This window comes from Pseudomonas fluorescens (assembly GCF_040448305.1).
GTDB lineage: Bacteria > Pseudomonadota > Gammaproteobacteria > Pseudomonadales > Pseudomonadaceae > Aquipseudomonas > Aquipseudomonas fluorescens_BH.
Genome location: NZ_CP148752.1, coordinates 4,736,944 through 4,751,136 on the forward strand (window position 1 = coordinate 4,736,944; position 14,193 = coordinate 4,751,136).

Genomic DNA, 14,193 nt, shown 5'->3' on the forward strand with positions numbered 1-14,193 from the left:
ATCGTTAGCCTTGCCTAGTCCGAACGGGCGATGTCAAAGTGCGCTTACGCAAGTGAAAAACATGAATCGGCTAAGGATGCAGAACCATGAGCACTGAGCAAGAGACGACTTTCGACGAGCCGCGGCTCAACAGTACGGAAATCCGCATTCTGGGTTCGCTGATCGAGAAACAGGCCACCAGCCCGGAAACCTATCCCCTGACCCTCAATGCCCTGGTGATTGCCTGCAACCAGAAAACCAGCCGCGAGCCGGTGATGAACCTGACACCGGGCCAGGTCGGCCAGAGCCTGCGCGCCCTCGAAGGACACGGCTTCGCCAGACTGGTGATGGGCAGCCGCGCCGACCGCTGGGAACACAAGGTCGACAAGGCCCTGGAACTGGTGCCGGCGCAGGTGATCCTCACCGGGCTGATGTTTCTGCGCGGCCCGCAAACCGTCAATGAACTGCTGACCCGCAGCGGCCGCATGCATGAGTTCGAAGATGCCGAACAGGTGGTACATCAACTCGAACGCCTGATTGCCCGGGGTCTGGCGGTGTTGATTCCGCGTCAGGCCGGCCAGCGCGAAGACCGCTATACCCACGCCTTGGGCGATCCGGCGGATATCGAAGCGATCATGGCGGCACGGCAAAACCCAGCCGAACGGAGCAGCGGCGGGGTTTCGGTTGAACGGATCGAAGAACTGGAAACGCGGATTGCGGCGCTGGAAGAGCGGCTGGCTCGACTCGAATAACCTGGATGATTGCCCGACACAAAACCTGTGGGTCCTAGACTGACTGGCATGTGCGATAGACACAAAACCTGTGGGAGCGAGCCTGCTCGCGATGGCGGACTCTCAGTCACATCATTGCCGGATGGGCCGACGCTATCGCGAGCAAGCTCGCTCCCACAGTGGGTCGTGGACTGGCTTGGCATTGGCGCCCGACACAAAACCTGTGGGAGCGAGCTCGCGATGGCGGACGGTCAGTCACATCATTGCCGGATGGGCCGACCACAGTGGGTTGTGGGCTGGCATGGCATTGGTGCCCGACACAAAACCTGTGGGAGCGAGCTTGCTCGCGATGGCGGACTCTCAGTCACATCATTTCCCAAAATGGGTCGTGGACTGACCTGGCATTGGTTACCGCCCCCAGTTGCTGACCCACACGGGCCAGGCGCTGTTGATAGCGCCCGGCGGTTTCACCGCTCGGCGCAAACGCTTCGGGCAGCGGTTCAAGTTCGACTGAATTCAGATTGAGAATGGGGGGATGCATGGACACCTCCTAGCTGCGGGCAAACGCCACTGCCTTCTGGAATTGCTCGTCTGTCGGCCGTACACCGGTATAGAGCACAAATTGCTCCAGTGCCTGGATCGCAATCACTTCCAGCCCGGTGATGACCCGCTTGCCTTCGGCACGAGCACGCACGATCAGCGGTGTTTCCGAGGGAATCGCCACAACATCGAAGACAGTGTCCGCTTTTTCGATCACGTCCGGTTCAAAGGCCAGTTGATCGGCCTCCGGTCCTCCCGTCATGCCGATCGGGGTGACGTTGACCAGCATTTGCGGGCGACGACTCCCCAACTCTGCCTGCCACTCGTACCCCAACGACTGCGCCAGCGCCTGCCCGGCGCGCTCATTGCGGGCTACGATCAGGCCGTTTTCATAGCCGCCATCGCGCAAGGCACTCGCCACGGCCTTGGCCATGCCGCCGCTGCCGCGCAAGGCAAAGGTCGAGTCCTTGGGCACCTGGTGTTTTTCCAGCAGCTGGGCAACGGCGATGTAATCGGTGTTGTAGGCCTTGAGATGTCCGTCGGTGTTGACGATGGTGTTGATCGATTGAATGGCGGCGGCAGACGCGTCGAGCTCATCCACCAGGGCAATGCAGGCTTCCTTGAACGGCATCGACACGCCACAACCACGAATCCGCAGGGCGCGAATACCGGCAACGGCACCCGTCAGGTCCTGGCTGGCAAAGGCCTTGTAGTAAAAGTTCAGGCCCAGCTGTTCATACAGATGATTGTGAAAACGCAGACCAAAGTTCCCGGGGCGTCCTGAAAGGGACATGCACAACTGGGTGTCTTTGTTGGGGTTCATCTGCATGGGAAAGCTCCTTCAAATGCACTTTTCGGATGGACGGGATTAGCCCTCCATCGGGTTCTGATCGATCATATAAGTGTGTTAACGCGGGCTTACACGGGTCGGTAAGAAAGTCGGTACAGACCTTACACAAAATTTACCTCGCGGCCGTGCTGTTTTTCAGAAAAACGCTGTCTTAGAAGTATCCCCGCGACAATCCTTGGGTCTATTGCAGACACAAGCGCCGGGCTGAAGAACCGAGGAACTATCATGATCCGTAAAGTCCCCACAGTAGCCTTGCTGATCGGCGCCCTCGCTATCGCAGGACAGGCGCAAGCCGGTGGTGGTAATGACGCGGCGGTATTTGGAGCGATCGTCGGTACTGCCATCGTCGGCTCGGCTCTGATCAACGCCAACCGCCCGGTTTATGTTGCGCCGCAACCGGTCTACTACCAGCCCGCGCCGGTTTATTACGCACCACCGCCTCCGGTTTACTACCAGCCGGCCCCGGTCTACGTGCAACAACCGATCTACTACCGCCCGGCCCCGGTTTACTACGGCCCACCCCGTGGTTACTACGGTCCACCCCGTGGTTACTACGGCCCGCCACGCGGCTACTACGGCCCTCGCCACGGCCGCTGGTAACGAACTCATCCAGCCCCGCTGAAACAGAGGGGCTTTTTTATGCCCGTTTGTCGATGCAGGTCTGGATAAATCTCGCCAAGGTCGCTATCGGGACAGTGCCCGCGGCAGAAATGGGCAAGATGGACTCGACCCGATTTCTGCCCTGCGGAAAAAAAACGGTCATATTTTTGTCATGACAGTTCCGCAAGCTAAGTGCTGTCCGTCGATAACAGTTGATAACAACAAGGACGACCACATGCCAACGCAAAACCCGCACCGCATCGTCGGTCTGTGCACCTCCAGCAAGGTGTACAACGCACTGACCGAACTCAAGCACCTGGAAGGTCATCGCAGCGCCAAGTTTCTCTCGCTGCTGACACAAAGCCTGGTGCGCAAGGGCCTGCTCAACGAGCAGGAAGTGGTTCATATGCTCGACCAGGTGGTCAGCTGACCGACCAACGGTCGTTTGCCCCCTCTGGCATCAATGACCACTATCGAAAGCGTTGATTACCCCTCAAGGCACCCGGACCTTAAAGTAACTCCACAGATTGATGGAGGTACTTGTCATGTCCAAGGTTCAGATCATGTCCGTTATCGGCAGCGCCGTCCCCGCACCGCTCAGAGAGCTGGGCATGCTCGCCTGCTGGTATCTGGTGCAGGACGGGGTGCAGATCAGCGGCCCGCTCACTTCGCTGCCCGCAGCAAAGGAGCTGTCGCAACGCATCGGCCAGTCCGGCAGGCTCAACGCCTAAGGCAGCTGCACCCGCGGTTTGGTTTCAATGAAAATGGCCCAGCTCGACATGAACAGGGCCGCGATCAACGGGCCGATGACAAAGCCGTTCAGCCCGAAAATCGCCAGTCCGCCGAGGGTCGAGATCAGGATCATGTAGTCCGGCATCCTGGTGTCCTTGCCCACCAGCAATGGCCGGAGCAGATTGTCCACCAGCCCGATCACCAAGACCCCGAACAATACCAGCACCACGCCCTTCCAGATCGCCCCGGTGAACAGGAAAAACACCGCCACCGGCACCCAGACTATTCCCGTCCCCACCACCGGCAGCAGCGACAGAAACGCCATCAACACCGCCCAGAGCAACACGTTGTGGATGTCCAGAAACCAGAAAATCAGACCGCCCAGCGCGCCTTGGGTGATCGCCACCAGCAGGTTGCCTTTCACCGTGGCCCGCACCACAAGATTGAACTTGAGCTGCAAACGGCGTTTCTGCTGTTCCTGCAACGGCACCGCCTGGCGTACCTTGCGCGCCAGTTCCGCACCGTCGCGCAGGAAGAAGAACAGCAGGTACAGCATGATGAAGATACTGACGATGAACTCGAACGTGCCCTGGCCGAAACTGAACGCATGAGAGGCCAGCACCTGCCCGCCGGTCATTGCGCTCTTGACGATTTTGTCTCGCAGCCCGCTCAACTCGCCCATGCCGAAGCGATCCAGCAGATACTGGAAATACGGCGGCAGGCTGTGCTTGAACTGCGACACATACCCGGCAATGTCGAGTTCGCCGCTCTCGACACTTTTGTAGAGTGCCGCCCCCTCCTGAACCAGCAAGGCGCTGATGATGATCACCGGCAGAATCGCGATCACCAGGCAAATGCTCAATGTGCACAGCGACGTGAGGTTGCGTTGCCAGCCGAACTTCAGTTGCAGTCGGCTCTGCAGTGGCGCAAAGACGATGCCGAGGATTACCGCCCAGAACACCGCGCCGTAAAACGGCAGCAGGATCCAGATGAAGGCAGCGCTCACCAGCACCAGCAAAACCGTCAGCGTTTTGTCTTGCAGGGTCGTTTCGTTCATGTCCGATCCGTGCCAGCCAGTGAGGACGAAAAACTTTCGCCTTGATGTTTAGTCAGCCACGGGTCGCGCGAGTGCCATCGGTTTGTTGATAAGGCATAGATCCAGGTCAATAAACCCTTGGCACAGGGCATTTACCCTGTGCGGCTTTTGCGACCGACACCGCCATGAACCTCACCGCGCCAGAACTGCTCGCCCCCGCCGGCACCCTGAAAAACATGCGTTACGCCTTCGCCTACGGCGCCGATGCCGTGTACGCCGGCCAGCCGCGCTACAGCCTGCGGGTGCGCAACAACGAATTCGACCACGCCAACCTGGCCCTCGGCATTCGCGAGGCCCAGGCTCAGGGCAAGCGCTTCTATGTGGTGGTGAACATCGCGCCGCACAACGCCAAGCTCAAGACCTTCCTCAAGGACCTTGAACCGGTGATCGCCATGGCCCCGGATGCGCTGATCATGTCCGACCCCGGCCTGATCATGCTGGTGCGCCGGCATTACCCGCAGATGCCGGTCCACCTTTCGGTGCAGGCCAATACGGTGAACTGGGCGAGCGTCGAGTTCTGGCAGCAGCAAGGCTTGAGCCGGATCATCCTGTCCCGGGAGCTGTCCCTGGAGGAAATCGCCGAGATCCGCGAGCAAGTACCCGCCATGGAACTGGAAGTGTTCGTGCACGGCGCGTTGTGCATGGCCTATTCCGGGCGCTGCCTGCTGTCGGGCTACATGAACAAGCGTGACGCCAATCAGGGCAGTTGCACCAATGCCTGTCGCTGGAAGTATTCAGCGCAACCGGCCACGGAAAACCAGCTCGGCGAGATCGTGCAACAGTATCAACCGGAACCCACCCTGGGTATCGGCGCGCCCACCGGACAGGTGTTCCTGTTGCAGGAAGCCAATCGTCCCGGCGAACAGATGCCGGCCTTCGAAGACGAACACGGCACTTACATCATGAACGCCAAGGACCTGCGCGCCGTGCAGCACGTCGAACGCCTGACGCACATGGGCGTGCACTCGCTGAAAATCGAAGGCCGGACCAAATCGCACTTTTATTGCGCGCGCACCACCCAGGTTTATCGCCGGGCCATCGACGACGCGGTGGCGGGCCGGGCCTTCGACCGCGGCCTGATGACCGACCTGGAATCCCTCGCCCAGCGCGGCTACACCGAAGGTTTCCTGCGCCGCCATGTGCATGACGAATACCAGAACTACCAGAACGGCAGCTCGGTGTCGGAGCGCCAGCAGTTTGTCGGTGAGTTGACCGGGCAGCGCAGGGATCGCCTGGCCGAGGTCAAGGTGAAGAACCGCTTCGGCCTGGGCGATCACATGGAGCTGATGACACCCAAGGGCAACTTCCACTTCGATCTGCATCAGTTGCAAAACGCCAAGGGTGAAGCGATCGAGGTTGCGCCGGGGGATGGGCATACGGTGTATTTGCCGATACCGGATGCGGTGGATTTGGAGTTTGGGTTGTTGATGCGGGATGTGGGTGTGAACTGAACTTCAAATACACACCTAACCCTGTGGGAGCGAGCCTGCTCGCGATAGCGGCGTATCAGTCAATATGGTTAGCGACTGACACTCCGTCATCGCGAGCAGGCTCGCTCCCACAGGTTCTCCCACAAGTACTGCGTCAGGCAAATTCTTCGCGAAGCATCGCCACAAACGCCTCACGCGCCGGGTGCACCCCGGCGTTTTCGTGCCAGTAAAACAGATTGTCGACGGCGGTCAGTTCGGGGAATTCAAACCCCGCGCACCCCGCGCCTTTGGCGTATTGATCGAACACACCTTTGGGCACCAGCGCCACGCCGGCCCCGGCGCTGACGCAACCGACAATCGCGCCATAACTGGCCAGGCTGACAATCGGCAGCGCCTGGCCCTGTCGCAACAGCCAATGCTCCAGCGCCGCCCGGTATGGACAGCCCTGGGGCCACATGAACACGGTCTGGTCCTGCAAATCGCTGACGTCCCGCAGCGGCCCGAGGGAGGTCGAGGCGATCAGCAGCAGCTCTTCGCGGTACATCGGCGTGCGCTTGAGGTGCGAACGCTCGACATCCACCGCCACGATGGCGCCGTCGAGCTTGTGGTTGAGTGTGTCGTCGAGCAACTGTCCCCAGGAGCCGGTGGTCAGCTCCAGCGCCACCTGCGGGAAACGCTTGTGGAATTTCGCCAGCAGGCGCGGCAATCGCCCGGTGGCCGACGACTCGATGGCCCCGATGCGCAACGGCCCCGAGGGCTCGGCCGAAGGGTCGACCGCACGCTTGGCCTCGGCAGTGAGGGCAAGAATTTTCGAAGCGTAGGCCAGGAAGGTTTGCCCCGACGGGCTGATGCGCAGCCCTCGCCCCTCACGCAGAAACAGCGCGACACCCAGTTCGGCCTCAAGAGCCTTGATCCGGGCCGTGATGTTCGACGGTACGCAATGCAACAGCTCGGCCGCGCGGGCGATGCTGCCGACATCGGCCACGGTCTTGAACATGCGAATCTGTGCCAGCTCCATACATCACCCACAGTGAACAATTAGCGCAGTATAAGTCAGTTGTGGCGAACGATCCGCTTTCTGATACTCGGTGCATCCGCTCACAGGTGCACGACCATGAAGCCGCTCACACCCTCCCCCGTTTCACCCTGGAAAATCATTCTGGCCATGGCGTTTGTCGTGGCGTGCTGGGGCTACTCCCCGACTGGCATCCATATCGGCCTGCAGGCCTACGACCCCGTGCATCTGGCGCTCCTGCGCTTCCTGCTGGCCTCTGTGTTCATGGCCGCGGTCGCAATGTTCAAGGGCATTCGCCTGCCGAACCTGCGAGATTTACCGCTGATGTTCGGCCTGGGCTTCTTCGCGGTAAGCCTGCACCACGTGGCGATCAACTTCGGACAGCAGAGTGTCAGCGCAGGTGCTTCGAGCGTGTTGGCTCAGACCACGCCGCTGTTCAGCACATTGATTGCACGCTTCGTGTTCAAGGATCAGGTGAGCCTGTGGCGCTGGGGTTGTGTGCTGCTCGGGTTGTTGGGCGTGGTGATTGTGGTGGCCGGCGATCATGGACTGGGCAGCATTGACGCCCACGGCCTGCTGATCCTGCTGGCGGCGGTGTCCTGGAGTCTCTACTTTGCCCTGCAAAAGCATCACACCGGGCGTTACGACGGGCTGACGCTGGTGTGTTACACGGTGTGGTCCGGGACGGTACTGTTGTTGATCTATTTGCCCGGCCTGCTGGACCAAGTCGCCCTGGCACCGATGCGCGTACAGTTTGCGGTGATTGCCCTGGGGATATTCCCCAGTGCCCTGGCGTACCTGGCCTGGGCCTATGTGCTGGCGCATGTCGATTTGAGCCGGGCGACGATGACGCTGTATCTGACGCCGCCGACGGCGATGGTCATTGCGTCTTATGCGCTTGGCGAGCGGCCGACGTTGATGATCGTGGTCGGCGGGCTGGTGGTGTTGGTGAGTGTGCTGGCATTGAATCTGGAGCGGCGGGCTGTAGCTGTTCAAGCTGTCAGGGTCTGATTCAGGTTTTTCGCTGTCAGGTCTGCCGCTATCGCGAGCAGGCTCGCTCCCACAGGGGAGTTGCTGTGCTCACACAATCGATGTGGGAGCGAGCCTGCTCGCGAAGAACGATGACGCGGTGCCACTGAAAAACAGCCAACCTCAGCTAGCCGAAAACCGGTCGCGACTGTTGGTCAGGTGCAACCACATGGCCGCCCGCGCCGCGTCCGGGTCCTGGCGCTTGATGGCGTTGAGAATTGCCTCGTGCTCCAGGTTGGCCAACTGACCGAGCTTGCTCAAGTCCACCGCACCACGTTCGGCGGCATTGACCCGGGTACGCGGGATCATGGCACTGCCCAGGTGCTGCATGATTTCGGTGAAGCATACGTTGCCGGTGGCTTCGGCGATCAGCAGATGAAAACGCCGGTCCGCTTCGACACAGCTGTCGTTGTTGGCCAGCAGGCTTTGATAGTCGTCCAGCGCTTCACGCATCTGTGCCAGTTGCAGTTCGGTGCGGCGAGTTGCCGCCAGCGCCGCCGCCTGGGTTTCCAGGCCCATGCGCAACTCCAGAATGCTGCGCACCCCCAACGCGGTATCGACATTCAGCCGCAGCCCCTGCTCCGGTGCGCGCTCGATCACGAACGTGCCAATGCCGTGCCGGGTCTCCACCAGCCCCGAGGCCTGCAGCTTCGAGATCGCCTCACGCACCACAGTGCGACTGACCCCGTGTTCCTGAACGATGGTGTTTTCCGACGGCAGCTTGTCACCGGGCAACATCTGGCCGAGCAGGATGCGCTGGGTCAGTTTCTCCACCAGGTCATGGGCCAGGTTGTGGCTGCGCTTGCGGGCGGGTACTTCGAGGTCTTCTTGCATGGGGGTGTCCGGAAATCAGGGCTATCGAATCGTAGCACCGCGCCGGGCGGGAATCCTGAAATATCTCGCTTAGCTTGTATGACAACACTCAACATTCAGCCCATATTGATTCTTTTCAAAGGCCACCACTTACCACAAATAGAATAAAAACAGCTGCAAATACGCCACTTCATTGAATAAACGTGGTTGCAAGATCAAAAAATCTAGTTGTATGATGTCTATCAACAACGCAACACTCAGCTTCACCCCGCATAAAAATAACGAGTGGGAGAAAACGCAGTGAATACATCCATCTCCGGGATGCACGACGACGCCAATTCAGCGCTGAAGTCCGCCATCGCCAAAGTCAAACGTCACGTCTTGCCGCTGTTCGTCATCATGTTCATCGTCAATTACATTGATCGCGTGAACATCGGTTTCGTCCGCGCCCACATGGAACACGACCTGGGTATTGGCGCGGCCGCCTACGGCCTGGGTGCCGGCCTGTTCTTCATCGGTTATGCACTGTTCGAGGTGCCCTCCAACATCCTTCTGCAGAAAGTCGGCGCACGCATCTGGCTGACCCGGATCATGCTGACCTGGGGCCTGGTCGCCGCGGGCATGGCGTTCATCCAGAACGAAACCCACTTCTACATCCTGCGATTCCTGCTGGGCGTGGCCGAAGCCGGGTTCTTTCCCGGGGTGATCTACTACTTCACCCGCTGGTTGCCGGGTGTGGAGCGCGGCAAGGCGATTGCGATTTTCCTCAGCGGCTCGGCGATTGCCTCGCTGATCTCCGGCCCGCTGTCCGGGCTACTCCTGCAAATCAGCGGCCTGGGCATGCATGGCTGGCAGTGGATGTACTTCATCGAGGGCATGTTTTCGGTGGGTTTGTGCGTGTTCGTCTGGTTCTGGCTGGACTCCAGGCCCCACGACGCCAAATGGCTGACCCGCGAAGAGCAGGATGCACTGGTCAAGGCCATCGACGACGAACAACTGGCCCGGGAGGCCGCCACGCCGATCAAGCCGTCGCTGGGCAAGTTGCTCAAGGATCGCCAGATCATCCTGTTCTGCCTGATCTACTTCTTTATCCAGTTGACCATCTACGCCGCGACCTTCTGGCTGCCGAGCATCATCAAGAAGATGGGCGACCTGAGCGATGTCCAGGTCGGGCTGTTCAACTCGATTCCGTGGTTGCTGTCGATTGTCGGCATGTATGCCTTCGCGTCCCTGTCGGGCAAATGGAAACACCAGCAAGCCTGGGTCGCCACCGCCCTGCTGATCGCCGCGGCCGGGATGTTCATGTCCACCACTGGCGGACCGATCTTCGCCTTCGTCGCGATCTGCTTTGCCGCACTGGGCTTCAAATCGGCCTCGTCGCTGTTCTGGCCGATTCCCCAGGCCTACCTGGATGCGCGAATCGCGGCTGGCGTCATCGCGCTGATCAACTCGGTGGGCAACCTCGGCGGTTTCGTTGCGCCGACCACTTTCGGCCTGCTGGAAGAACGCACCGGCTCCATCCAGGGCGGACTGTACGGCCTGGCCGCGACCTCGATCATCGCCGCCATCATCGTGTTTGCCGCCCGCAACACACCGAAATCCGCACCTGCCGTGGCGCCGGGCAAACCTGCACCCAACCACGCCTGACATCTGCTTTTTAAGGATTGGAAAATGAACGCACAAGACACCACAAAAGCCCCGGTCATCACCAGCATGCAAGTGGTTCCGGTCGCCGGCCACGATGGCATGCTGCTCAACCTGAGCGGCGCCCACGGCCCGTTTTTCACCCGCAACATCGTGATCCTGAAGGACAACGCCGGCCACACCGGCGTCGGCGAAGTGCCGGGGGGCGAGCGCATCCGCCAGACCCTCGAAGACGCACGCAGCCTGGTGGTCGGCAGCCCGATTGGCACTTATCAAAAAATCCTCAATCAGGTGCGCCAGACCTTCGCCGACCGCGATGCCGGTGGCCGCGGTTTGCAGACCTTCGACCTGCGCATCACCATTCACGCCGTCACCGGCCTGGAAGCCGCATTGCTCGACTTGCTCGGCCAGCACCTGGATGTGCCGGTGGCCGCCCTGCTCGGCGAAGGCCAGCAGCGCGATGAAGTGAAGATGCTTGGCTATCTGTTTTACGTCGGGGATCGCAACGAAACCGACCTCGCCTACCGCAGCGAACCGGACGCCGACAACGACTGGTTCCGCGTGCGACACGAGAAAGCCATGAGCGCCGACGCGGTGGTGCGCCTGGCCGAGGCGGCCCACGGGCGTTATGGCTTCAAGGACTTCAAGCTCAAGGGCGGCGTGCTCAGCGGCGACGCCGAAATCGAAGCGGTCACGGCCCTCGCCGAACGCTTCCCCGATGCGCGCATCACCCTCGACCCGAATGGCGCCTGGTCATTGAAAGAAGCCATCCGCCTGTGCCGCGATCAGCACCACGTGCTGGCCTATGCCGAAGACCCGTGCGGAGCGGAAAACGGTTACTCGGGACGTGAAGTCATGGCCGAGTTCCGCCGGGCCACGGGCCTGAAGACCGCGACCAACATGATCGCCACCGACTGGCGGGAGATGGGCCACGCGATCCAGTTGCAGTCGGTCGACATTCCCCTGGCCGACCCGCACTTCTGGACCATGCAGGGCTCGGTGCGCGTGGCGCAGATGTGCCACGAGTGGGGTCTGACCTGGGGTTCGCACTCCAACAACCACTTCGACATTTCCCTGGCAATGTTCACCCATGTCGCGGCAGCCGCGCCGGGCGAGATCACCGCCATCGACACCCACTGGATCTGGCAGGACGGCCAGCGCCTGACCAAGGCCCCACTGCAAATCGTCGATGGCTGCGTGCAGGTGCCACAGAAACCGGGGCTGGGGGTTGAGCTGGACATGGATCAGGTCGCCAAAGCTCATGAACTCTACAAAGGCATGGGCCTGGGGGTCCGGGATGACAGCGTGGCGATGCAGTTTTTGATTCCCGGCTGGAAGTTCGATAACAAGCGGCCGTGCCTGGTGCGTTGAAATCAAATGTCGCGCAAAGTCTGACTTTGCGCGGCGTCGACCAACCAACTGCGAAATGCACTCATTGCCGCGGTTTCCTGGCGTGATTGCAAGCGGGTCAACCAATAGCTGCCGGTGGTGATGCCTACAGTAAACGGCTGACGGATCTTTTGTTCGGCCAGTTGCCGGGCAAACATCAACGGCGGCGCCAGCGCCACGCCGACGCCTTGAAGGGCCGCCTCCATCATTGCCAGCGACGAATCGAAAACGATGCTGTGCGGCGGCGTCACCGGGGCCGCAAGCCCCGCCGCCCGGAACCATTGCGACCACTCATCCGCGCGGTACGAGCGCAATAATGTCTGCTGCAACAGATCGCCCGGCGCATGGAGTTGTCGGGCAATTTCCGGTGCACAGAGCACCGACAGTGGCGCGTCGATCAAGCGCAGCGCCTCAATCCCGTGCCACGCCCCCGCGCCAAAACGGATGGCGTAATCCAGCCCTTCGGCAGCCACGTCCACCCGGTTGTTGTTGGTCGACAAACGCAGATCAATAAAGGGATAACGCGCCCGGAAATCCGCCAGTCGCGGCAGCAGCCAACCCACTGCAAACGTACCCACGGCCCCCACCGTCAACACTTCACGCTGATGCCCGCCCTGCAGGCGTTCAAGGGTGTCGGCGATACGGTCGAAACATTCGCGTAACACCGGCAACAGGTTTTCGCCCTCGCTGGTCAGCATCAGCCCACGTGGCAATCGCTTGAACAACGTGACGCCAACCTGAGCCTCAAGGCTTTTCACCTGATGACTTACCGCCGCCTGGGTCACGCACAGTTCCACCGCCGCCCGGGTGAAACTCAGGTGCCGTGCCGATGCTTCAAATGCACGTAATGCGTTCAACGGCAGATGCGGTCGAATCATGCTGACTCCATAGTTTTTCTAATGGCTCGTCCGAAATATGGTCGTTTGTCGATATTCAATAGTCTGTCTAGATTTGGCTCCCCCGACAGCAGGGCCATCGGTGAACTGCTGCGAGTGTAACGCTGGACACCCCACAATCGAATGGAACGAACCCCATGACGGATACAACCAGACTCGGCAAATTGAAGATTCTAGCGGCCTGCGTGGCGATGCTCGCGACCGGTCAGGCTGTTGCGCAGGATCACATCGAAGCGATGGTCAACGACGCCGTCCGCCCCGTCATGCAAGCTCAAGGGATTCCTGGCATGGTCGTAGCGATCAGCGTCAACGGCAAGCAGCAATACTTCAACTATGGCGTGGCTTCAAAAGAAACCGACAGCCCCGTTACGCAAGACACCCTGTTCGAAATCGGCTCCGTCAGTAAAACCTTCACCGCCACCCTCGCCGCCTACGCCCAGGCCACGGGCAAGCTGTCGCTGTCGGACAAGGCCAGTCATGTCCTGCCGGCCTTGCGCGGCAGTGCGTTCGACCACATCAGCGTGCTGCAACTGGGCACTTACAGCGCCGGTGGCTTGCCGCTGCAATTCCCTGCTGAATCTGATTCGGCCGACAAGATGCTCGGCTACTACAAACAATGGAAACCGCTCTACGCCCCCGGCAGCCACCGACTGTATTCGAACCCCAGCCTCGGCCTGTTCGGTTATCTTGCCGCCCAAAGCATGGGCCAGCCGTTTGATGAGCTGATGGAGAAAACCCTGCTGCCGAAACTGGGCCTCAAGCACACCTATGTGCACGTACCGCAGGATCAGATGGCGCTGTACGCCCAGGGCTACAACAAGGACGGCAAACCGGTGCGGGTGGGGCCAGGTGCGCTGGATTCCGAGGCGTACGGGGTGAAAACCAGCGCCGCAGACTTGCTGGGCTATGTCGACGCCAACATGAAACCTGCGTCTCTGGAGAAGCCATTGCAGCAAGCCATCGCCTTGACTCATAGCGGTTACTACACCGTTGGCGATATGACTCAGGGCCTGGGTTGGGAGATGTATCGATACCCGATCGCACTGGATCGCTTGCTGGAGGGCAACTCCACGCCAATGGCCATGGAGGCGCACAAGGTCCAATGGCTGAACCCGCCACAAGCACAGCCGCAGAACGTGCTGATCAACAAGACCGGTTCAACCGGTGGTTTTGGTGCTTACGTGGCGTACGTGCCAGCGAAGGACATCGGCATTGTGATACTGGCCAACAAGAACTATCCGAATGCGCAGCGGGTGAAGATCGCTCATCAGGTTTTAAGTGCCCTTACCCGATAAGCCTTGTTTGCTTTCCCAGAGAAAAAGGCGACCTCTAGAGGTTAGTACTGATCAGTCAACACACGAAACCTGTGGGAGCGAGCTTGCTCGCGATGGCGTCGTAACAATCAATATAAATGTTGAATATCAGGCCCCCATCGCGAGCAAGCTGAAC

14 protein-coding genes and 1 pseudogene are annotated in these 14,193 nt (G+C 60.2%); 9 read left to right on the plus strand and 6 right to left on the minus strand.

Features of this window, described 5'->3' with window-relative positions:
• The first annotated feature begins 86 nt into the window (after positions 1-86).
• Positions 87-731, plus strand: coding sequence for a DUF480 domain-containing protein (locus WHX55_RS21485; protein WP_353741266.1), 645 nt, complete (start codon positions 87-89; stop codon positions 729-731).
• Between the two features lie 391 nt (positions 732-1,122).
• On the opposite strand, the pseudogene WHX55_RS21490 reads toward WHX55_RS21485, so the two are convergent.
• Positions 1,123-1,251 (minus strand): annotated as a pseudogene (locus WHX55_RS21490) (cupin); the annotation flags it as partial.
• Between the two features lie 9 nt (positions 1,252-1,260).
• Positions 1,261-2,079: a shikimate 5-dehydrogenase gene (locus WHX55_RS21495; RefSeq protein WP_150753084.1), complete on the minus strand. Its 819-nt coding sequence runs from the start codon at positions 2,077-2,079 to the stop codon at positions 1,261-1,263.
• Positions 2,080-2,325: 246 nt separating this feature from the next.
• Between WHX55_RS21495 and WHX55_RS21500 the strand changes: the two genes are divergently transcribed.
• The 3 genes from WHX55_RS21500 to WHX55_RS21510 all read left to right on the plus strand — a co-directional run bounded on the left by WHX55_RS21500 (position 2,326) and on the right by WHX55_RS21510 (position 3,431).
• The gene (locus WHX55_RS21500) at positions 2,326-2,700 is read left to right on the plus strand and encodes a hypothetical protein (RefSeq protein WP_150725825.1); all 375 of its coding nucleotides are present in this window, start codon (positions 2,326-2,328) and stop codon (positions 2,698-2,700) included.
• Positions 2,701-2,935: 235 nt separating this feature from the next.
• Positions 2,936-3,130 (plus strand): hypothetical protein, encoded by a 195-nt coding sequence (locus WHX55_RS21505; RefSeq protein WP_008052996.1) that lies wholly within the window; start codon positions 2,936-2,938, stop codon positions 3,128-3,130.
• Between the two features lie 115 nt (positions 3,131-3,245).
• Entirely contained in the window at positions 3,246-3,431 is a 186-nt protein-coding gene (locus WHX55_RS21510; RefSeq protein ID WP_353741267.1) for a hypothetical protein, read from the plus strand.
• Here WHX55_RS21510 and WHX55_RS21515 read toward each other — a convergent pair.
• Entirely contained in the window at positions 3,428-4,489 is a 1,062-nt protein-coding gene (locus WHX55_RS21515; RefSeq protein WP_150753086.1) for an AI-2E family transporter, read from the minus strand. The genes WHX55_RS21510 and WHX55_RS21515 overlap by 4 nt on opposite strands.
• Before the next feature lie 164 nt (positions 4,490-4,653).
• Here WHX55_RS21515 and yegQ point away from each other — a divergent pair, with 164 nt between their 5' ends.
• A complete protein-coding gene (gene yegQ, locus WHX55_RS21520) occupies positions 4,654-5,979 on the plus strand; it encodes a tRNA 5-hydroxyuridine modification protein YegQ (RefSeq protein ID WP_150753087.1) in 1,326 nt (441 codons plus the stop codon).
• Between the two features lie 133 nt (positions 5,980-6,112).
• Here the strand turns inward: yegQ and WHX55_RS21525 are convergent, their stop codons facing one another.
• Positions 6,113-6,976, minus strand: coding sequence for a LysR substrate-binding domain-containing protein (locus tag WHX55_RS21525; RefSeq protein WP_008053002.1), 864 nt, complete (start codon positions 6,974-6,976; stop codon positions 6,113-6,115).
• 96 nt (positions 6,977-7,072) lie between these two features.
• On the opposite strand from WHX55_RS21525, the gene WHX55_RS21530 reads away from it, so the two are divergent.
• Positions 7,073-7,984 carry an EamA family transporter gene (locus WHX55_RS21530; RefSeq protein ID WP_353741268.1) on the plus strand — a complete coding sequence of 304 codons (912 nt, stop codon included), beginning with the start codon at positions 7,073-7,075 and terminating at the stop codon, positions 7,982-7,984.
• A 141-nt stretch (positions 7,985-8,125) separates the two neighbouring features.
• On the opposite strand, the gene WHX55_RS21535 is transcribed toward WHX55_RS21530, so the two are convergent.
• On the minus strand, positions 8,126-8,836 hold the full coding sequence (locus tag WHX55_RS21535; protein ID WP_150725820.1) for a FadR/GntR family transcriptional regulator: 711 nt from the start codon (positions 8,834-8,836) through the stop codon (positions 8,126-8,128).
• A gap of 279 nt (positions 8,837-9,115) precedes the next feature.
• Between WHX55_RS21535 and WHX55_RS21540 the strand changes: the two genes are divergently transcribed.
• Positions 9,116-10,462 (plus strand): MFS transporter, encoded by a 1,347-nt coding sequence (locus tag WHX55_RS21540; protein WP_150725819.1) that lies wholly within the window; start codon positions 9,116-9,118, stop codon positions 10,460-10,462.
• A gap of 24 nt (positions 10,463-10,486) precedes the next feature.
• On the plus strand, positions 10,487-11,830 hold the full coding sequence (gene gudD / locus WHX55_RS21545; protein WP_353741269.1) for a glucarate dehydratase: 1,344 nt from the start codon (positions 10,487-10,489) through the stop codon (positions 11,828-11,830).
• A gap of 2 nt (positions 11,831-11,832) precedes the next feature.
• On the opposite strand, the gene WHX55_RS21550 is transcribed toward gudD, so the two are convergent.
• Positions 11,833-12,726, minus strand: a complete 894-nt coding sequence (locus tag WHX55_RS21550; RefSeq protein WP_150725817.1) for a LysR family transcriptional regulator — start codon at positions 12,724-12,726, stop codon at positions 11,833-11,835.
• Positions 12,727-12,881: 155 nt separating this feature from the next.
• On the opposite strand from WHX55_RS21550, the gene ampC reads away from it, so the two are divergent.
• Positions 12,882-14,039: a class C beta-lactamase gene (gene ampC / locus WHX55_RS21555; protein WP_353741270.1), complete on the plus strand. Its 1,158-nt coding sequence runs from the start codon at positions 12,882-12,884 to the stop codon at positions 14,037-14,039.
• The last annotated feature ends 154 nt before the right edge of the window (positions 14,040-14,193 follow it).